The organism is Pseudomonas sp. FW306-02-D09B (genome assembly GCF_058782685.1).
The window spans coordinates 111,311-131,256 of sequence record NZ_JBYSXY010000003.1 but is presented as its reverse complement, the minus strand read 5'-3'; the positions used below and the strand labels follow the sequence as shown (position 1 = coordinate 131,256).

The window sequence follows — 19,946 nt, the reverse complement described above, 5'->3', positions numbered from 1 at the left end:
TCGTGGTATCGGGATGACCTCCCAGCGCACGCGCGAACGGCTGATCCAGCGCTTATATGAGGAAGGCCTGTCCAACGCCCAGGTGTTGGAGGTCATTCGGCGGACACCGCGTCATCTGTTTGTCGATGAAGCCCTGGCGCACCGTGCTTACGAAGACACGGCATTACCGATTGGCCATAACCAGACCATTTCTCAGCCTTATATGGTGGCTCGCATGAGCGAGCTGCTGCTGGAGGCCGGTCCTCTGGATAAAGTGCTGGAGATCGGCACCGGGTCCGGTTACCAGACAGCGGTGTTGTCGCAATTGGTCGAGCGGGTGTTTTCCGTCGAGCGCATCAAGGTCCTGCAGGATCGTGCCAAGGAGCGCCTGGTCGAGTTGAACACGCGCAACGTGGTATTTCGGTGGGGCGACGGTTGGGAAGGCTGGCCAGCGCTGGCACCGTACAACGGCATTATCGTCACTGCGGTGGCGACCGATGTACCGCAGGCGTTGCTCGATCAATTAGCGCCGGGTGGGCGGCTGGTGATTCCGGTTGGTTCAGGGGAGGTTCAGCAATTGATGTTGATCATCCGTGAAGAACAAGGCTTTTCCAGGCGTGTTTTGGGGGGGGTGCGCTTTGTACCGTTGCTCCATGGGCCACTGGCTTAAGCATTTATTTAACGACGCTGAATTCTATTTGATTACCTTGGTCTTACAGCGGCATTGATCGGTTAAACGCGATTGAACAGCGATAAGCAAACGTGCGCGCGTGTCGATTTTGTTTTGCCGACGGTAAAGCCCGGACGGCCAGTTATACTTGCGACATTTCATGCCTGAATACGGCGATTTTTATCTTCAACCACCACAAAGGGAGCGGCGGGTGAGTCTCACAGTCATTGCGCAGCGTATCGGTACAACAAGCTTTCAGCGCCTGGTGACTGGCCTTGTCTTGAGTTCCTTGTTGGTCGGTTGCTCCAGCACGCGTTCAGGCGATGTGCGAGTGGTCGATCGTAATAATGCGGCGGCCCAACGCCCCGCAGTAACCACCGGCCAATACGTGGTCCGTCGCGGCGATACCCTGTTCTCGATCGCGTTTCGCTACGGCTGGGACTACAAGGCCCTGGCGGCACGCAACAACATTCCTACGCCTTACACAATCCATCCAGGTCAGACGATTCGCTTCGACGGGCGTTCCGGTTCAACGCCGACAGAGGTGGTGACCCCGTCTGGAACAACCGCTTCTCCTTCGAGCAAATTTACCGTAACCCGGGGTCCAGCCTCGGGTGCGACCACCGCGAAACAGACGGCTGCGCCGTCCGTCGCAAACAAGCCGACACCTGCGCCATTGCCGCCTGCAGGGCCCGCGCCGACAGGCTGGGGATGGCCATCCAACGGCATTTTGATTGGAAAATTCTCTTCAAACGGTAGTTTGAATAAAGGAATTGATATCGCCGGGGATTTGGGACAGCCTGTTTTAGCTGCGTCTGATGGGACCGTGGTTTATGCCGGGAGTGGCTTGCGGGGCTACGGCGAATTGGTCATCATCAAACACAGCGATACCTACGTCAGTGCCTACGGTCACAACCGCAGGCTGTTGGTTCGGGAGGGGCAGCAGGTCAAAGTCGGACAGACAATTGCCGAAATGGGGTCCACGGGTACAGACCGGGTGAAACTGCATTTTGAGATTCGCCGACAAGGTAAACCTGTAGATCCGCTGCAATTCCTGCCACGTCGTTGATTTGTTACCAGCCTGTTCCGTCACGTAGAGGGAACAGGCTCCAGCGTTGCCAAGGATAAAGGCGTCGCTTGAGCTTGAGGTCGAACTCACCAAAGGACTATAACAATGGCTCTCAGTAAAGAAGTGCCGGAGTTTGACATCGACGATGAGGTTCTCCTGATGGAGACCGACGTCGCATCGGATGAGATGTCGAATGAAGGATCAGCTACGCCTTCAGTTCGCTCCAAATCCAGGCACTCCGCAACACTCAAGCAGCATAAGTACATCGACTACACCCGAGCGCTCGATGCTACCCAGTTGTACCTCAACGAAATCGGCTTTTCCCCCTTGTTGTCACCGGAAGAAGAAGTTCATTTTGCGCGACTGTCGCAAAGTGGCGATCCGGCTGGGCGCAAGCGCATGATTGAAAGCAACCTGCGACTGGTGGTGAAAATCGCCCGACGCTATGTCAATCGTGGACTGTCGCTGCTCGACCTGATCGAAGAGGGCAACCTCGGCCTGATCCGGGCAGTGGAAAAGTTCGACCCAGAGCGCGGCTTCCGTTTTTCGACCTACGCGACCTGGTGGATACGCCAGACCATCGAGCGTGCAATCATGAATCAGACCCGGACCATCCGGCTGCCGATTCATGTGGTGAAAGAGCTCAACGTCTACCTTCGTGCGGCACGGGAGCTGACGCAAAAGCTCGATCATGAACCCTCACCCGAAGAAATCGCCAACCTGCTGGAAAAACCGGTAGGAGAGGTCAAGCGCATGCTGGGCCTGAACGAGCGGGTTTCTTCGGTCGACGTCTCGCTGGGTCCGGATTCGGATAAAACCCTGCTGGACACCCTTACGGATGACCGCCCTACCGATCCTTGTGAGCTGCTTCAGGATGATGACCTGTCGCAGAGCATCGATCAGTGGCTCTCGGAGCTGACGGACAAACAGCGCGAAGTGGTGATCCGCCGCTTCGGCCTGCGCGGCCACGAGAGCAGTACGCTGGAAGACGTAGGCCTGGAGATTGGCCTGACCCGTGAGCGGGTCAGACAGATTCAGGTTGAAGGTCTGAAACGTCTGCGTGAAATCCTTGAGAAGAATGGCCTGTCGAGTGAGTCGCTGTTCCAGTAGCAGGAGCGCGTTCGCCTGATAACAATAAGCCCCGTCTGTTTCGGGGCTTTTTGTTATTCGCCGATTGATAGGCTGTTTAAGCTTCGTAAGAGCTATTCGGACGCTTTCGCAGGTTAACGTAAGCCATGGCTTACTCTTTCGTAAGTGTTCGGTTTTTCTACCGGGTAGTGGTCGTCTATCTCTGTTGGCTTAATTATGTAAATTATTGATTTATAACGATATTTTTTATAGATAAACATGTCGTTTCATTCGGGCTTACCCGTGGCAGGTGATTGCTCTTACCGGGGAACTCTTTAGTATCAGCCCTGTGTCGACGGATAGACACAGCCATCAAGGATGATGGTCAAGGAACATCGCAAGGACGTGATTCATCAGGACGATGAAAAGGAACACAAGGAATAGGGAAAAAATGTGGGCGGGTCATACCGCCCCTTTTTTTGCCCGCAGAAAAGGATCGCACCCCCTGAAACGCAAAAAGGCCCGCAAGGGGCCTTTTCAAGAGCGCGACAATGATCAGCGAGCGAGGTCTTTGATCTTGCCTTTAACGCCATCAAACTCTGCCGCGTCTGGCAGCGGATCTTTCTTCTCAGTGATGTTGGGCCAGATCTCGGCCAGTTCAACGTTCAGCTGAATGAATTCTTGCATCTCACTCGGGACTTCGTCTTCAGAGAAGATGGCCACAGCAGGGCATTCCGGCTCGCACAGGGCGCAGTCGATGCACTCATCCGGGTGAATCACCAGGAAGTTCGGGCCTTCGTAAAAGCAGTCCACCGGACACACTTCTACGCAGTCGGTGTACTTGCACTTGATGCAGTTGTCGGTGACGACGAAGGTCATTCTAATTCTCTCCTCAGGCGGCGGCGTGCTGCGCCCCTTCACGGTGGGGTCGCCAGGTTTGGGAGCGATAGTCTGCAGACCAGGCTATTTGCCTGCAGCATCCCAAACCGCGCGAGATTCTAACAGCTTGCAGGCCAGTGCGTTAGATCCGTGTCTTTAATGTATAGAGCATTTCGAGCGCCTTACGCGGGGTCATGTCATCCAGATCAAGCTTGGCAAGTTCATCGAGCACTGGATGCGGCAGGCTGGCGAACATATCGCTCTGCTGCGGTGCGGCCGGTTTGTCTTTGCTTGGCTGCGCCGTTTCGTGAGGCAGTGCCGTGGCTTCCAGTCGCCCCAGATGCTCGCGAGCCCGCACAATCACCTCGGTGGGAACGCCGGCCAGCTGTGCAACCGCCAATCCGTAGCTCTGGCTGGCAGGGCCAGGCAGTACGTGATGGAGGAATACGATGCGCTCGTTGTGCTCGGTGGCATTGAGGTGGACGTTGGCCACCAGCGGCTGGCTTTCCGGCAGTACCGTCAACTCGAAGTAATGGGTGGCGAACAGCGTATAAGCGCGCAGCTGAGCCAGACGCTCGGCCGCAGCCCAAGCCAGCGACAGACCGTCGAAGGTGCTGGTGCCGCGACCGACTTCGTCCATCAGCACCAGGCTGCGTTCGGTGGCGTTGTGCAGGATGTTCGCGGTTTCACTCATCTCGACCATGAAGGTCGAACGGCCACCGGCCAGGTCATCGCTGGAGCCGATCCGGGTGAAAATCCGGTCCACCAGCGACAATTCGCAGCTGGCGGCAGGCACGAAGCTACCGATATGCGCCAGCAGCACGATCAGCGCGGTTTGCCGCATGTAAGTGGATTTACCGCCCATGTTCGGGCCGGTAATCACCAGCATCCGCGTGCTGTCGTCCAGGCTCAGGTCGTTGGCCACGAACGGCGTGGTCAATACTTGTTCAACCACCGGGTGACGGCCCTGGCTGATGCGCATGCACGGCTCGCTGACGAACCGTGGGCAGTTCAGGTCAAGGTTCAGCGCACGCTCGGCCAGGTTGCTCAAGACATCCAGCTCGGCCAGTGCCGCGGCAGTGTCCTGCAGCGGTGGCAGTTGGCTGATCAGGTCTTCGAGCAGGGCTTCGTAAAGCATCTTCTCGCGGGCCAGCGCACGGCTCTTCGCTGACAGGGCCTTGTCTTCGAAGGCTTTTAGTTCTGGCGTGATGAAACGCTCGGCACCCTTGAGGGTCTGGCGGCGGATGTAATCGGCCGGTGCCTGCTCGGCTTGCTTGCTGGGCAGCTCGATGAAGTAACCGTGAATCCGGTTGTAGCCGACTTTCAGGTTGGCCAGGCCGGTACGCGCCTTCTCGCGGGCTTCGAGGTCGATCAGGAATTGTCCGGCGTTTTCGCTCAGCGATTGCAGCTCGTCGAGTTCGACGTCGTAACCGGTTTTCAACACGCCACCGTCGCGGATCACCGCCGGCGGGTTGTCGATGATGGCTTTTTCCAGCAGGGCGGCCAGCTCGGGATAGGTGCTGGTAGTCACGGCCAGTTGGTGAAGGTGTGGCGCCTCAAGCTCGGTCATCGCCACTTGCAGTTCTGGCAGGGCACCGAGAGCGTCGCGCAGGCGAGCCAGGTCACGCGGGCGAGCGTTACGCAGGCCGATACGCGCCAGAATTCGCTCAATGTCACCGATCTCTTTCAACTGCGGTTGGAGTTTCTCGAAGCGGTAACCGTCGAGCAGGCAGGTGATCGAGGTCTGGCGTGCCAGCAGCACGCTCAAGTCGCGCAGTGGGCGATTCAGCCAACGGGTCAGCAAGCGGCTGCCCATGGCGGTCTGGCAACGGTCGACCACCGATTGCAGGGTGTTCTCGCGGCCACCCGCCAGGTTGGTGTCCAGCTCCAGGTTGCGACGGCTCGCGCCGTCCAGCACCACGGTATCGTCCAGACGCTCATGACGCAGGCTGCGCAAATGCGGCAGGGCGGTGCGTTGGGTTTCCTTGGCGTAGCTCAACAGGCAGCCGGCGGCACCGATCGCCAGGGTCAGGTTCTCGCAGCCGAAACCTTTGAGGTCCTGGGTGGAAAATTGCTGGCAAAGACTTTTCAGCGCCGAATCACGCTCGAAATCCCACGGTGCGCGACGACGAACGCCACGGCGCTTCTCCGCCGGCAAGTCTTTTGGCCAATCGTCCGGAATCATCAGCTCGACCGGATTGACCCGCTCCAACTCCGCCAGCAGGTTCTCCCAGCCTTTGATCTCCAGCACGCTGAAGTTGCCGCTGGTGATGTCCAGCACGGCCAGGCCGAACAGGCGCTCGTCACCCAGTACGGCGGCGATCAGGTTGTCGCGGCGCTCATCCAGCAGCGCTTCATCGCTGACGGTGCCGGGGGTGATGATTCGTACAACCTGACGGTCTACCGGACCTTTGCTGGTCGCCGGGTCGCCGACCTGTTCACAGATCACCACCGACTCACCGAGCTTGACCAGTTTCGCCAGGTAACCTTCCGCAGCGTGGTAAGGAATCCCACACATAGGAATCGCCTGCCCGGCCGACTGCCCACGGGCAGTCAGGGTGATGTCCAGCAATTTGGCGGCCTTCTTCGCGTCTTCATAGAAGATCTCGTAGAAGTCACCCATGCGGTAGAACATCAACTGGTCAGGGTGCTGATTCTTCAGACGCCAGTACTGCTGCATCATCGGGGTGTGGGAAGACAGATCGGAGAGTGCTTTATTCATCAGGTAATCAGGCGAATTCGTTGAAAGGGGTGGGGCAAAAGAGGGACGTTGGCCCGGCTTTTCCGCGATGGGCGCAAGGTTACCATGGGCAGTCCGACCTACGCAGGGATGAAAGGCCCGCTGCACACTTCAGGGGTTTATGCACTGGTTATGCAAAACAGCATTTGTCATCTTCGATAAGAACAAGCACTATGCGCGTTATGCAAAAACGCAATGTTTCTACCGTCTTAAGAGCACTGCTCGATCAGCACGGGATCTCCCCCACGGAGCTTCACCGTCGCACCGGCGTGCCTCAATCTACCCTCTCGCGGATTCTCAGCGGGAAGATCGTCGATCCTTCGGATAAACACATCTCGAAGATCGCCGAGTACTTCCGTGTGAGCACTGACCAGTTGCGTGGCCGCGCCGATGTTGCGTCGGCCAATGCGCCTGCACGCGAAGAGTCGCATTCGGAACTCAAGGACATAAGTCTGTGGGATGACGATACCCCCGTCGATGACGACGAGGTCTCGGTCCCCTTTCTTCGCGAGGTTGAATTGGCTGCTGGATCAGGAAGATTCGTCATCGAAGAAAGCGAGCGCTCAAGCTTGCGCTTCGGCAAGCGCAGCTTGCGGCATAACGGTGTGCAGTTCGACCAGGCCAAATGCGTGACCGTGCGCGGCAACAGCATGTTGCCGGTGCTGCGCGACGGCGCCACGGTTGGGGTCAATGCCGGCAAGTCCGGGATTGGCGATATCGTTGATGGTGATTTGTATGCCATCAACCATAACGGCCAGCTGCGGGTGAAGCAGCTCTATCGTCTGCCAACCGGTATTCGTCTGCGCAGCTTCAATCGCGATGAACACCCGGATGAGGACTACACCTTCCAGGAAATCCAGGAAGAGCAGATCGTCATCCTCGGCCATGTCTTCTGGTGGGGCATGTACGCCCGCTAACGCTTAGCTGTCAGACAAAACCCGCTATCAAGCGGGTTTTTTTTCGCCCGACGAAAACCATCCCACCCTTTGTTTACGGGGCTTTCATGCGTCCGTGCATTTCTGATGCATAAATAAATGCATTTATGCATTGACTGTATATGCATCCATGCATATTCTTTGTCTCAAGCCGCTCAACAACGGCTCGCAACGAAGCTCTTTAGTTCCACAGCAAAGGCAGCGATGAACCGGCCTCAACGGTTCAGAGGGTTGGCAACTGACCCGGGTGTGCAGCGTAAAGCACCGTAAGCAGTTATCCGGCGGACAGGGTCGCGGTCGGAGGAACAATTTGAATGGATCCGTACCGCGCCAGTAGCGCCGAAAGATCAGATAGCAGGACCGCATTACTGAAAAGCCCGGCAGGCGCCGGGCTTTTTGGAATGCCTACCTGATGTAGGCAGTTCTGGAAAATCGATAAGGAAATGAACATGAAAAAATACGTACGCATTGCCCAAGGCAAAGTCGACAACATTTACGAAACCAATAACCCCATCACCGAAGAGTTTCCAGCGGGCCAATTGTGGGTCGAAGTTACCGCTAACACTCTGGTCGACTACTCCTGGAATGCGGTCAACACAGATGGTGTGTGGGCATTCAGTTTTGACTTTCCATGGCAGCCATCTCCGCTCTCGGAACAACTTCGATATGAAAAGACTAAGCGTCTGGACAAAGCCAACGCCCGTCTGACGGCTACAGCTTTGCCATTCAAAATCGAGTTGGGCATCGCCACTCCGGCGGATGAAGCCTATCTGTTGGCGCACAAGCAGTTCTGCATCGCACTGAGCAACGTCAATAAACAACCTGGCTTTCCTGTGACCATCAATTGGCCAGAGCTTGCGTAAGTAAGCTGAGGCGACCGTATTCACGGAAAGTGCGAAGGACCGTATTACTGAAAAGCCCGGGCGACCGGGCTTTTTGGAATGCCTACCTACCGTCAGGCACATCAAGAGACAGCGTTTGAATAACACACAAACCCATCACCTATTTATCAACGCAGGAGGCGTGACATGACAAACGAGCAGCAAGCGTTGGCGGACATGCCTATCTGGCTGGTCATCGCTCTGGCGGTGGTCGGCGGGGTGTCCGGCGAAATGTGGCGCGCCGACAAGGAGGGCGCTCGCGGCTGGCCACTGTTGCGGCGTCTGGTGCTGCGCTCCGGGGCCTGCATGGTCTGCGGGGTCTCGACCATCATGCTGTTGTATGCCGCGGGCGTGTCGATCTGGACCGCTGGCGCTTTCGGTTGCCTCACCGCGATGGCTGGTGCCGACGTCGCTATCGGGCTTTACGAGCGCTGGGCGGCGAAGCGGATTGGCGTCGATGAAATGGCGCCGCGTGATTCCAGTCAGGACCGCTAATGGTACTGGCAGCAAAGAGGTCACCGCTGAACAAGTCCAATGGACCGGCTGACGGGGGGCGTAGACAACGACCCCGACCTGCAAGGATGCAGGTCATCGGCGGTAATTCTCCTCAACTCAACAATTGACACTGTGACACTCGAACAGGAAACCGCTTATGTCTCCAAGCGTTATCAATAAACCCTCGGAGCTGATTCTCGCTATCGGTGAGGCACTTCGGCCGATTTATCCAGGCCTGAAGGTTGGGGGATATCAGGATTTCGATGGGGTTGTCGATGATGCCTGGGTCCTGATCGCGATTCAGCGCGATGCCGCGGGCACCCGCGCCAACGACGGGCGTATCGCTCATGTCCTGACGATCTCGCTGCAAGGCGTGGTCGCCGGGAAGAGCGGGCATTCAGGGTTTGAGGCCTGCAATCTCGCCAGCGCACTGAAGGATATCGTCACGGATAACCGTTGGGGCGTATCGGGAGGGCAATGCGACCTGCCGATGAGCATCGAGGCAGTGCCGTCGACGTTCACCAGCGGTGAGCAGGTGTACGACGCATGGACGGTTTCGTTTTCCCAGACGTTGTACTTCGGTCCGCCGTTGCTCGATGAGCCAACAGGGACGCCAAAGTTCGCGTTCACCTCGCAAGTTTCGAACATCGACGATCCGGATCAATACACAACGCTTGTTTAACAAGCACTCAAGGAGTGGCCCATGTTTGACGCTCTTCTACGTATGCAGCTCGGTCCGATCATTGAGCGTTTGGCTGAGATGGAGACCGAGTTCGAAGACCTGCACCGGCGTGCCGACAGCTTTTGTCGCATCGGCGTGTGTGTAGAGGTCGATGCCACCAGTAACACCTGCAAGGTCAGCCATGGGGATCTGCTGACGCCAGCGATCAGGTTCTTCAACCCGAGTGCTGGCGAACAGAGTGAATCGCGCATTCCTTCCGAGGGCGAGCAGTGCTTGCTGCTGAACTATGGCGGCGGCGATGGCGCTGGGCAATCGGTCGCCTTGTTCGGCCTCAACAGCAATCGGTTCCCTCCGGTTTCGACCGTCGCCACGCTGACACGTCGTCGATACAAGGACGGCACCGAAAGCAGCTACGACGATGCAAGCCATGTCCTGAGCTGGACCAATGGACAGACGACATTCAAGGGCTCGCGTGAGTCGGTCGAGTTGACTGTCGGCCCGGCTCGGCTGGCGCTGACCCCTGAGGCCATCGAGCTGAAGCTGGGCGCAGTCGGCGTGCTGCTCGACGCCTCTGGCGTTCACTTCCTCGGCCCTTTGGTGGATCACCAGGGGCGAGTCATCAGTACGGCATAAGGGACTTCCCATGATTGGAGTCGATAGAAATACCGGAGCAGCGGTCGACGACTGGCTGCAGTTTGTGCAGCGCGCAACCCGCGCACTGACCACCCCGCTGGGCACTCGTCAAAAGCGTCCGCTGTATGGATCGCTGGTGCCTGATTTGCTGGGGCAGAACGTTGGCGACGACATGTTGATCCTGGCGCAGAGCTATGCAGCACAGGCGTTTTACAACAAGGCAAACGGTATCGATGATTTTCAGCCTGAGGTCATCGTCGCCAGTCGTCGAGGGGCGGGGCTGTTGTTGCGCTTCGCTGGCACCTGGAAAAACCGCAAACAGACATTCGAGGTCGTGACATGAGCATGCTGATACCCGGTCAAAACCAGTTGGCTGAGCCGGCGATTGTCACGGTCGAGGCGTTCGAGGCGCTGCTCGCAGAATTCAAGGCGTTTGTCGTCGACTACGTGGCCGCCCGTTCACCGGAAACTGCCGCCAAACTGCAAGTCAGCCTCGACAACGAAAGTGAGCTGCTGACCCTGGCCCTTGAGGCCTTTTGTGTGCGGCTGCAAACCCACGAACGCAAATACAACGCCCGCATCAAGCAGATGCTCGCGTGGTGGGCGACCGGCAGCAACCTCGACGCCCGCCTCGCGGACATGGGGCTTGAGCGTCAGGTACTGGACCCGGGAAATCCGGCGGCATTCCCGCCGATCCCACCCACTTATGAAAGCGACGACGATGCCCGGCTGCGTTACTACCTGGCGCCGCATGCACCGGCAGCGGGTTCGCGGATGCAGTATCGCCGCGAGGTGTTCACCCTCGGCGAACGGCCCGCAGTGAAGGTCGACACCACGGCCCCGGGCGTGGTGACGGTGACCTACAGCTTTGATCCGGATGGCTACGCGGCGCAGGTCAAGGATGGCAACGGGCGCCGAACAGCGCCTGGCGAGGTGAGGGTTACCGTGCTGTCGCGAGAGGCTGACGGCACGCCGTCTGCGGACCTGCTGGACGGGGTTCGCCGGCACTTTGCCCGCCCTGACGTGAGGCCCGAAACGGATCTCGTCACGGTGCAGGCCGCCGAAATCAAGCGCTACAAGATCCGGGTGGTCGCGAAGATCAACGCCGGACCGGACTCGGGTTTGACCAAGGTGGCCGCTGAGCAGCAGTTGCAGGCGTATGCCGATGCGTGCCATCGGCTGGAAGGGCGGGTCGATCCGAGCTGGATCGATTACACGATACATACCGCCGGCGCGGTACAGCTGGAGATCCTCGAGCCAGTGGAGCCCATCGTGACCACAGCCTTCCAGGCTCCGTACTGCACGGGTGTCGAGGTTGAGGTGCTGACGCTATGAGTGATCAAGCTTCTCGTCCGAGCCTGTTGCCGGCGAACAGTTCGCCGCTGGAAAAAGCGCTCGATCTCGGTTTTGGTCAATTGCTCGATCGCATTGTTCTGCCGTTCCCCGAGCTTATGGACCCGGTCAACACGCCGTTGGCGTTCCTGCCATATCTCGCGGCTGATCGAGGGGTTGCTGAATGGAGCTCCGAGGCTCCCGAGGCAGAAAAGCGTTTAACGGTAGAACTCGCATGGTCAACCGCCCGGCAGGCCGGTACGCGAAAGGCCCTGGAGAACGCCGCCAAGGGTTTGCAATTAGTGCCCGAGATTCGCGCCTGGTACGAGCAGACCCCGCCAGGCCAGCCCTATAGCTTTTCCATGAGGGCCTTTACCCAGCAACCCTACAGCGAAGAAATCGACGCGCGTCTCGACCGACGTCTGGCGGACGCAAAGAGCGAACGCGACACCTTGTCGGTGTCCGTGGGCTTGAGCGCATTTGGCAACCACGTCATCGGCGCAGCCACTGTGTGCGGTGAGCTGACCACGGTTTATCCGATTGTGATCGAAGGGCTTGAAGCCTCGGGTCAGGCCTTTATGGCCGCCGGGCTCTACAGCGTCGAAACATCCACTATTTATCCTCAGGGGTCCTAAATGGCCGACTATTACACCCTGCTCACGAATGCGGGGATCGCCTACGAAACTGCCTGCAAGGCGGCGGGCGTACCGATCAAGTTGTCGCAGATTTCGGTCGGTGACGGCGGTGGCGAAGTTTATAACCCGGCGGCGACCGCTACTGCACTCAAACGCGAAGTGTGGCGCGGGCCACTCAACGCGCTGTTCCAGGACGAGAAAAACCCCAGCTGGCTGCTGGCCGAAGTTACCATCCCGCCCGAAGTCGGCGGTTGGTATGTACGCGAGGCCGGGCTCTGGACCGATACCGGCATTCTGTACGCGATCGTCAAATACCCGGAGTCGTTCAAGCCGGTACTGGCGACGTCGGGATCGGGGAAAGAGTTTTATATTCGTTCGATTTTCGAGACCAGTAATGCTTCGTTGGTGACGTTGCTGATTGACGATACGGTCGTCAAGGCAACGCGGGCTTGGGTGATGGGCTATCTCGCTGACGAGCTGGCCAAGCTCGATGGCAAGCAATCGGTTCGCGTGGTCGCCGCGGAAAACATCGTGTTGAGCGGTGCTCAGCAGATCGATGGCGTCGCCGTGGTATCCGGCCAACGGGTGCTGGTCGCGGGTCAAACGGCGGCGAAGGACAACGGCATTTATGTGGCGGCCAATGGCGCCTGGGTGCGTGCCGTTGATGCGAACAGCAGCGCGAAGGTAACGCCGGGCCTGACGGTGATGGTCGAGGAGGGCTCTGCGAACGGTGGCTCTCTGTGGCGTCTGGTCACGAACGGCCCAATAACGCTGGGCACTACCGCGCTGAGCTTTGAAATGCTTGCCGGCAGAACGGGCATTCAGGCGGGTACTTATAAGAGCCTGACGGTCGATAAGTACGGCCGCGCCATTGCCGGCGCTAACCCGGAAACACTGGCTGGATTCGGCATCAAGGACACTTATACCAAGCCTGAAATCGAGTCGATGATTGCCCAGGCCTCGGCGCTGCCAGTCGGCACGATGGTGGCGTTTCCGGTGAACAAGCTCGCACCAGGGTTTCTTGAGCTGGACGGAAGTGTGCAGAGCATTGCGGTCTATCCCGATCTGGCAGCTTACCTGGGAACTACGTTCAACAAAGGTGATGAGGGCGCCGGTAACTTCCGTTTGCCGGAGTCGCGCGCCGAGTTCCTGCGCGGTTGGGATCATGGGCGTGGCGTGGACGCTGGTCGAGGCATTGGCACACTTCAGGGATCAATGCTTGAAGCGCATAGCCATAAATACTTCGACAATGCCGGAGCTGCCCTTGATCCAGGTGGTGGAACGGCAGGAGTAACTATCAATGGTGCCCCCACGTTGATCGCCGGCTCTTACACCTCTACTTCGGGGGCGGACAACTATGCGACCCTTGGCGCTAACACCACAGTTAATGCCGGTGGCACGGAAACCCGCCCGCGCAGCTTGGCGGTTATGTGGTGCATCAAGGCCTGGAACGCACCAATCAATCAGGGAAATATTGATATAGCTGCCCTTGTTGCTTTGGCAGCTCTTGCAACAGAAACCAATCAGGGTACGGCAAAAGTCGCGACTCAGACTCAGGTTAACGAAGGCACAGATGATGCCACGATAGTGACCCCTAAAAAGCTTCGACGAGGGTTTGCAATCAACCTGGCTACTAATGGTTACGTGGCATTGCCGACATGGCTCGGCGGCTTGATTATCCAGTGGGGCAACGTCAACGGGGCTACTTACAACACCGTCAATGGGTTCCTTCAGACACCGATCACTTGGCCTATTGCATTCCCTACTGCGGTGCTTGCTACGTCCACTAGTATTGTGACCGGAATCGCAGGTAATGCATTTGTGAACACTTCTCTTGAGTTAAGAACCAAAGTGGGTGGCACCTGGATCTACTCGAGCGGTGTGGTAGGCAATACGCCGATACTTTCATACATCGCAATAGGATATTAACTATGGGCAAGTACCTGTATTCAGCCTCGGCGGGCGGAGTCTACCTGAAGGGGTTCCACGGCGAAATTCCTGCAGATGCACTACCGATTTCGGATCACGTGTATCTGAGTCTTTTTGCGGAGCCGCTTCCGGCCGGTAAGGTCATAGTGCCCGGCGAGGACGGTTTGCCGCTCGTTGTTGATAGCCCAGGGTTATCGAATGAAGCACTGGCTGCGGCTGAGCGAGCATGGCGCGATGGCCAACTATCACAAACCGATAGCTTGGTGGCACGGCATCGAGATGAGCAGGAGGATGGGGGTGGAGCAACAACCCTTTCCGCCGAGCAATACACCGAGCTGCAAGCGTTCCGTAGGTCGCTTCGAAACTGGCCAGAAGGTGACGAGTTTCCGCTTGTTGATCACCGTCCTGCTGCCCCGCCTTGGACGACTGCCCAGCTCCAATAAACGCCCCGCACTGACGGGGCGTTTTCTTTTCCGCTGCCTATAACGCGGCACATTCCTAACAGCCTCGCTCATGCGGGGCTTTTCGCTTCTGGAGATCCTGAAATGGCAGAACGCCAAACATACACCGTGCTCCTCCCATTCCCCACCGGTGGCGGCCACTGGTCGAGCGTCGGTCAAGAGCTTGACCTGCTCGACGTTGAAGCCAACGCGTTGCGCAGCGCTGGCCGTCTGGAGCTAACCAGCGTCCTCGAGGCCGAGGCCTCCCCAACCACCCCGGCCAAAAAGGCCACCATCAAGAAGGCTGAATAACCATGGCTGAGGTTTTGAACTTCGAGCACAACGGCATCACCGTCAATGCCACCGAATCCCCCGAGGCCATGGGTGGCCTCGGTGACAACGTCATCGGTCTGGTCGGCACGGCGCCGAATGCCAACCCGCTGATCGCGAAAAATACCCCGTTCCGTATCAACAGCTTTACCACCCATGCGCAGCTCGATCCGACCGGCGCCGAGGCGGGCACGCTGTATCAGGCGGTTTACCAGATCCTGAAAGTGGTCAAGGTGCCGGTGTATGTGGTCATCGTCGAAGAGGGCGCGACCCCGGCCGACACCCTGAACAATGTCATCGGCGGCAACGAAGCGCTGACCGGTCGCAAGTTGGGCCTGGCCGCATTGAGCGGTGTGCCTGAAGACCTGACCATCATCGGTGCTCCGGGCTTTACCGGCACCAAAGCGGTGGCCAGCGAGTTCGCCTCGTTCGGCAAGCGCATCAAGGCCCGTGTGGTACTCGATGGCAAGGACACTTCGGTCGCCGATCAGGTGACCTACAGCAAGGAGCTGGGCGGTGCGGATCTGGGTTTCGACCGCTGCCTCGTCGTACACAACATGCCTGCGGTGTACTCCAAGGCGGCGAAGAAAAACGTGTTCCTGGCGCCGTCGAGCCTGGCCATCGCGGCACTCGCCAAGGTCAAGCAATGGGAAAGCCCGGGCAACCAGGTGACCTACGCCGAAGACGTTTCGCGGACCGTGGAATACAACATCCTCGACACTTCGACCGAGGGCGATCTGCTCAACCGCTACGGCATCAGCTACTACGCCCGGACTGTCCTCGGCGGCTTCTCGCTGCTGGGTAACCGCTCGATCACCGGCAAGTTCATCAGCTACGTCGGCCTGGAAGATGCGATCAGCCGCAAGCTGGTCAAGGCCGGCCAGAAAGCCATGGCCAAGAACCTGACCAAGTCGTTCATGGATCAGGAGGTCAAGCGCATCAACGACTGGCTGCAAACCCTGGTCGCCGACGAAACCATCCCTGGCGGCAGCGTGTACCTGCACCCGGAATTGAACAGCGTCGAGAAGTACAAAAACGGCACTTGGTTCATCGTCATCGACTACGGCCGCTACGCGCCGAACGAACACATGGTTTACCAACTCAACGCCCGCGATGAAATCATCGAGCAGTTCCTGGAGGATGTTCTCTAATGTTTACCAACCGCGTAAGACAGGCCATCGCGGCCACCCTGCAAGGCCTGCCGTTGTCAGCAACAGTGGAGGATTTCACCCCGCCGAAAATCGATTTCGACATGGAGCCGATGACTGGCGGGCGCTTTATCGCCGAGGAAATGGCCAAGAGCGGCAAAGTGCTCAACGCTACGTTGAATCTGCAAGGTACTGGCCCGGAAATCATGCTGGCGCTCGGTGTGAAACTGGGTGAAGACATCCTGTTGAATGTCCGCGAAGCCGGTCAGGACCAGGATGGCAACACCTGGTTCACCTATCACACCGTGGGCGGCAAGCTGAAATCCCTGAGCGAGGCCAAGCTGAAGATGGGCGAAAAATCCATCACAACGCTGGAGCTGTCCTGCCGCACCTACAACCGCCTGGAAAACGGCATTCCAGTGATCGACATCGACGTGCGCACGCAAAAGTTCGTGCTCAACGGTGTCGACATTCTCGGCGACGCCCGCCGCGCCGTGTTGCTGCCTTAAGCGACCGCAACACCTCTTGTATCGCCGCCTTCACCTGCTGGTTTTCCGGCTTGCTGCGGGCGGCTTTTTTGTATGAGCAAGGAATCATTTCATGTCCTGGATGCCGCCTAAACATGTCCTGTTGTCGCCGATTACCGGTGACGATGAGTCGCAGATCGAGCAGATCCAACTCAAGCCGCTGTACTACGCCGCGCAGAAAGAGGCGCTGGCCCGCGCCGGCGAGGATGAGGACGATCAGTTCTTCGAACTGGCCAAATTGGCCACCGGCCTGTCGGTCAAGGAACTGGATCAGCTCAAACGCCCGGACTACGTAAGCATTGCGCAGTACGTGCACGAAATGTCGACCCGCCCGGCGTCGTACTTTCTACAGCAGGCTGACGAAGTTTCGGACGACGATCCCGATCAGGTGCAACTGCTGCAACCGCTCAATGTGGCAGGCCGCAGCATGCCTTCGCTGACCCTGGAAATGCCGGTGCTGCGCGCCACCAAAGCGATGAAAAAACTGAAGACGGCCAAGGAACGCGCCGAGTTCATCACCGCTCACTGTACCGGCCTGATGCTTCCCGATCTGGCCTCGCTGACCGTGCCCGACTGGACCCAGCTGCAGGTGCGCATCGACGATTTTTTAAACAAACCGGCGGACTTCTTTCGGAGCGCGACATCGAAGTAATCCTCGATGTGGTGCCGCTCATTTACCCGGTAAGTGAGGCGGAAATTCTGGAGTGGGACGCTGGCAAGGCATTGCGCCGCTACGACATCGCGATCACTCGCCTTGGCGTGAAACAGGAGTAGAGCGGGATGGCGGACGATAGATATTCGCTCAAATACGCGGCCCTCGACGACAGTGGGGGGGCGTTCGGTAATACCAGCCTGACTACGGCAGCCACCAGCGTTGCGTCAGCACAAGGTACGGGCACGTCCGCCAGGGATCAGATATCTGGCCTCGGTCTGGCGCTGGAAAACCTCGGGCTCAAGCTCGGTCTGCTGACGACGGCTATCGAGTCGTTGACCTTGAAACTTTCGTCGCAGCGATTGTTGTCCCAGGCGATGGGAGCCGGTGCCAAGAGTGAACCGGCCAGCGAGCAAAAGAGTGCAGGCAAGCCGGGTAGCGGTATCGAACCGCCGGACCTGCTCAAACCCGCGATAGCGATGGATTCGGCCATGGCCGATCTGAAGCAGGCAGCCCAATTTACCCCGCGCCAAAGCGAAGAGATGGTGCAGTCAACCCAGCACATCGCCAGCGCTCCGCTGGTGGCGGCCGGGGGGACCAAGGCAGTTGATTTGGTGAAGATTGAAAGTCTGGCTGCCAGGGCAGGAATCGTTAGCGATCTGCCCAATGCATCCGACCGACAGTTAGAGTTGCAGCGCTTCGCCAGCGACGCCGGCGTCGCCGCGTCGGCGTTCAAAATGCCGGCCATGGATGTCGCCGAGATGATGGTCGGCTGGCGCACCTCCATGAAGCTCAACGGTGCTGAAACCTTTGACTTGGCGGATGCAACCAACCATCTGGGCAAGATACCCAATGGTGCGAAAGCGGCTGACATCGGCGCCGTCTTGCAGCGTGACGGTGCTGCTGCTACGGCGGCAGGCCTGGCCCCTGCGCTAGCCGCAGCGTTGACGGCGGCATTGCTCAATACCGGTACGCAAAAGACTGAGGCTGGCGTAGCGCTAAAAAGCATCACCACGGTCATGGGCAAGGGTGATCAGGCCTCGGCAACCGAGCAAGCGGCCTGGAAGCAGCTGGGGCTGGAGCCGAAAGCGGTGGCGAGCGGCTTGCGTGACAAGGACGCCGCGCCTGGCACGGTGATGTCGGTGCTTGCGGCCTTGAACGCGCAACCTGCCGAGAATCGCGCGACGCTTGCCACTACGCTATTTGGCGAGGGTGATAAGGCCGCGCTGAACATGGCGCAAAACCTTACCGATGTGAATGGCGCCTTCTGGCAGGTAAAAGACAAAGCCCAGTACGCCACGTCGGAGCTGGGTGACAAGGGCTCGGTAAGGCAAGACGCACTTGCACTGTCGAAAACCCGGCAAGGTCAGTGGAACGTCTTGAGTGCAAGCAATGATCGTCTGTCGGTGGCCACGGGTAATGCTCTGGCGCCCGTGACGGATAGCTCGCTCCACTCGCTGGGTTCGTTGGTGGACGGCTTGAGTGAATTGGCTGAAGCATCTCCGAAAACCACCGCTGCCATTGTGCTGGTTGCAGCGGCGATCAAACCGCTGGTGGGGGCGCTGTTCAAAGCCATAACGGATGAGCTGACCAATCGGATGGCCAAGCGGGTCTTGGGTGGGGTGGCCGCACGGCTCCCTGATCGATTGGGTGAGGCGATTTCCGACGATTTCAAAAACAAAGGTCGGACGGACAAACCGAATGCCAGCGGGACAAACAGGAGTCCAGAACCCAGAAATGGTCCGTCTGTACGTGTGAGTCCGCGAGGCTCGCGTGCGAGCACTCCTCGCTGGGGCGGCGTGACGGCCTCGATGCGTTCGATACCCCGCAAGCTTCCCGGTCCATTGAAAGGAGTCGGCGCCGTCGCTGATGTGGCCGAGGGTCTGCTTGTCGGCAACACCCGGATGGTGGGAGCAGGTCTTGGGGCTGCAGGTGGTGGCTGGGCGGGAGCTTCGGCTGGTGCTGCCGCGGGTGCCGCTTTGGGCAGTGTCGTTCCGCTGCTGGGTACAGCCATCGGTGGAGTTCTTGGCGGGCTGGTAGGCGGCTGGATGGGCAGTGAGTCAGGTGCCTGGCTGGGTGAAAAACTCGCAGCACCTGCCGACAAACTCGCCGCTCCGGACCAGGTCAGTAAAGACCTGACCAACACCCAGGCCACCAGTCAGCAAAATGCACTGACCGCGAACATTTATATCAATGGTCAGGATCAAGCCAGCGCCGCTCAACTGGCAAACCTGGTGGTGCAGCATATTTCCGGGCAATTCGGACTGATGACAACGACTAATCAACTCGCCGTGCGACGTGACACGGCCCTGACTGACGGGGTGGCTTGATGAGGCAGCAAATGGCACTCGGAAGCTTCATTTTCGGCTTGTCACGCAACTTCGCCTACAGCGGTCTGGTGCGCAAGTCGGACGGCGGCTGGGTGAAGGTGGATATCCTGACCAGCAAGCCCAAGTCCAGCCAGACCGGTCAAGGCCTGCAAAGCCTGACGATAACCGGCAAGGCGATGTACGCGGTGGCCATGGACCGGCTCGATGAATTGCGCGCCTTGCAAGCAATGAGAGTACCGCTGCCGTTGGTCGATGGCATTGGCCGTAACTGGGGTTTATGGCGGATCAATGATGTGACGGAAACCCAAAGCGATGTGATTGATGACGGCACGGCGATGTTGATCAATTGGTCGATTACGTTGGAGGAATTCGTCAATGCGTAAGGTACGAACGGTAGCCGGTGACTCGGTGAATCTGTTGCTCTACCGCGAGCTTGAACGTTGTGATGATTTGGCCGAAGAGGCGCTGTGGCGCCTCAACCCGACGCTGGCCGAGCAAGCTCCGGTACTGCCAGCAGGCATCTGGGTGGTGCTGCCGGAACTTGAATCCAGACCCGTAGCGACCACACCGGTAACCGCGTGGGATTAAGGAG

22 protein-coding genes are annotated in these 19,946 nt (G+C 58.5%); 20 read left to right on the top strand and 2 right to left on the bottom strand.

What is annotated here, in order from left to right; genetic code table 11:
* Positions 1 to 13: 13 nt before the first annotated feature.
* The 3 genes from AC3WK5_RS07360 (at position 14) to rpoS (ending at position 2,828) form a co-directional block, all read left to right on the top strand.
* Entirely contained in the window at positions 14 to 649 is a 636-nt protein-coding gene (locus AC3WK5_RS07360) for a protein-L-isoaspartate(D-aspartate) O-methyltransferase (protein ID WP_173859967.1), read from the top strand.
* Positions 650 to 860: 211 nt separating this feature from the next.
* Positions 861 to 1,718 (top strand): peptidoglycan DD-metalloendopeptidase family protein, encoded by an 858-nt coding sequence (locus tag AC3WK5_RS07355; protein ID WP_054595930.1) that lies wholly within the window; start codon positions 861 to 863, stop codon positions 1,716 to 1,718.
* A 105-nt stretch (positions 1,719 to 1,823) separates the two neighbouring features.
* Complete coding sequence (rpoS, locus tag AC3WK5_RS07350; RefSeq protein WP_054595931.1) at positions 1,824 to 2,828, top strand: RNA polymerase sigma factor RpoS; 1,005 nt, start codon at positions 1,824 to 1,826, stop codon at positions 2,826 to 2,828.
* A gap of 513 nt (positions 2,829 to 3,341) precedes the next feature.
* Here the strand turns inward: rpoS and fdxA are convergent.
* Complete coding sequence (gene fdxA / locus AC3WK5_RS07345; protein ID WP_019692115.1) at positions 3,342 to 3,665, bottom strand: ferredoxin FdxA; 324 nt, start codon at positions 3,663 to 3,665, stop codon at positions 3,342 to 3,344.
* Between the two features lie 142 nt (positions 3,666 to 3,807).
* Positions 3,808 to 6,387, bottom strand: coding sequence for a DNA mismatch repair protein MutS (gene mutS, locus AC3WK5_RS07340; protein ID WP_103315505.1), 2,580 nt, complete (start codon positions 6,385 to 6,387; stop codon positions 3,808 to 3,810).
* Between the two features lie 200 nt (positions 6,388 to 6,587).
* Here mutS and AC3WK5_RS07335 point away from each other — a divergent pair, with 200 nt between their 5' ends.
* From AC3WK5_RS07335 to AC3WK5_RS07255, 17 genes are all read left to right on the top strand, one after another.
* The gene (locus tag AC3WK5_RS07335; RefSeq protein ID WP_054598255.1) at positions 6,588 to 7,322 is read left to right on the top strand and encodes an XRE family transcriptional regulator; all 735 of its coding nucleotides are present in this window, start codon (positions 6,588 to 6,590) and stop codon (positions 7,320 to 7,322) included.
* Between the two features lie 467 nt (positions 7,323 to 7,789).
* Complete coding sequence (locus tag AC3WK5_RS07330; RefSeq protein ID WP_103315504.1) at positions 7,790 to 8,203, top strand: tail fiber assembly protein; 414 nt, start codon at positions 7,790 to 7,792, stop codon at positions 8,201 to 8,203.
* Between the two features lie 165 nt (positions 8,204 to 8,368).
* Entirely contained in the window at positions 8,369 to 8,716 is a 348-nt protein-coding gene (locus AC3WK5_RS07325) for a phage holin family protein (RefSeq protein ID WP_054595933.1), read from the top strand.
* Positions 8,717 to 8,873: 157 nt separating this feature from the next.
* A complete protein-coding gene (locus AC3WK5_RS07320) occupies positions 8,874 to 9,398 on the top strand; it encodes a hypothetical protein (protein ID WP_103315503.1) in 525 nt (174 codons plus the stop codon).
* A 21-nt stretch (positions 9,399 to 9,419) separates the two neighbouring features.
* Positions 9,420 to 10,031, top strand: coding sequence for a phage baseplate assembly protein V (locus AC3WK5_RS07315; protein ID WP_103315502.1), 612 nt, complete (start codon positions 9,420 to 9,422; stop codon positions 10,029 to 10,031).
* A gap of 10 nt (positions 10,032 to 10,041) precedes the next feature.
* Positions 10,042 to 10,374 carry a phage baseplate protein gene (locus AC3WK5_RS07310; protein ID WP_103315501.1) on the top strand — a complete coding sequence of 111 codons (333 nt, stop codon included), beginning with the start codon at positions 10,042 to 10,044 and terminating at the stop codon, positions 10,372 to 10,374.
* Positions 10,371 to 11,366 (top strand): baseplate J/gp47 family protein, encoded by a 996-nt coding sequence (locus tag AC3WK5_RS07305; protein ID WP_103315500.1) that lies wholly within the window; start codon positions 10,371 to 10,373, stop codon positions 11,364 to 11,366. The genes AC3WK5_RS07310 and AC3WK5_RS07305 overlap by 4 nt, the downstream gene beginning before the upstream one ends.
* Entirely contained in the window at positions 11,363 to 11,998 is a 636-nt protein-coding gene (locus tag AC3WK5_RS07300) for a phage tail protein I (RefSeq protein WP_103315499.1), read from the top strand. The genes AC3WK5_RS07305 and AC3WK5_RS07300 overlap by 4 nt, the downstream gene beginning before the upstream one ends.
* Complete coding sequence (locus AC3WK5_RS07295; RefSeq protein ID WP_103315498.1) at positions 11,999 to 13,927, top strand: phage tail-collar fiber domain-containing protein; 1,929 nt, start codon at positions 11,999 to 12,001, stop codon at positions 13,925 to 13,927.
* A 2-nt stretch (positions 13,928 to 13,929) separates the two neighbouring features.
* Positions 13,930 to 14,370, top strand: a complete 441-nt coding sequence (locus AC3WK5_RS07290) for a phage tail assembly chaperone (RefSeq protein WP_103315497.1) — start codon at positions 13,930 to 13,932, stop codon at positions 14,368 to 14,370.
* Between the two features lie 102 nt (positions 14,371 to 14,472).
* On the top strand, positions 14,473 to 14,679 hold the full coding sequence (locus AC3WK5_RS07285; protein ID WP_103315496.1) for a hypothetical protein: 207 nt from the start codon (positions 14,473 to 14,475) through the stop codon (positions 14,677 to 14,679).
* 2 nt (positions 14,680 to 14,681) lie between these two features.
* Positions 14,682 to 15,848: a phage tail sheath protein gene (locus AC3WK5_RS07280; RefSeq protein ID WP_103315495.1), complete on the top strand. Its 1,167-nt coding sequence runs from the start codon at positions 14,682 to 14,684 to the stop codon at positions 15,846 to 15,848.
* Entirely contained in the window at positions 15,848 to 16,354 is a 507-nt protein-coding gene (locus tag AC3WK5_RS07275; RefSeq protein ID WP_054595944.1) for a phage major tail tube protein, read from the top strand. The genes AC3WK5_RS07280 and AC3WK5_RS07275 overlap by 1 nt, the downstream gene beginning before the upstream one ends.
* A 91-nt stretch (positions 16,355 to 16,445) precedes the next feature.
* Positions 16,446 to 17,024 carry a phage tail assembly protein gene (locus AC3WK5_RS07270; RefSeq protein WP_103315494.1) on the top strand — a complete coding sequence of 193 codons (579 nt, stop codon included), beginning with the start codon at positions 16,446 to 16,448 and terminating at the stop codon, positions 17,022 to 17,024.
* A 128-nt stretch (positions 17,025 to 17,152) separates the two neighbouring features.
* Entirely contained in the window at positions 17,153 to 19,354 is a 2,202-nt protein-coding gene (locus tag AC3WK5_RS07265; RefSeq protein ID WP_103315493.1) for a phage tail tape measure protein, read from the top strand.
* Positions 19,354 to 19,737 (top strand): phage tail protein, encoded by a 384-nt coding sequence (locus AC3WK5_RS07260; protein WP_054595947.1) that lies wholly within the window; start codon positions 19,354 to 19,356, stop codon positions 19,735 to 19,737. Before AC3WK5_RS07265 ends, AC3WK5_RS07260 begins: the two co-directional genes overlap by 1 nt.
* Positions 19,730 to 19,942, top strand: a complete 213-nt coding sequence (locus tag AC3WK5_RS07255; RefSeq protein ID WP_054595948.1) for a tail protein X — start codon at positions 19,730 to 19,732, stop codon at positions 19,940 to 19,942. Before AC3WK5_RS07260 ends, AC3WK5_RS07255 begins: the two co-directional genes overlap by 8 nt.
* Positions 19,943 to 19,946: the final 4 nt, after the last annotated feature.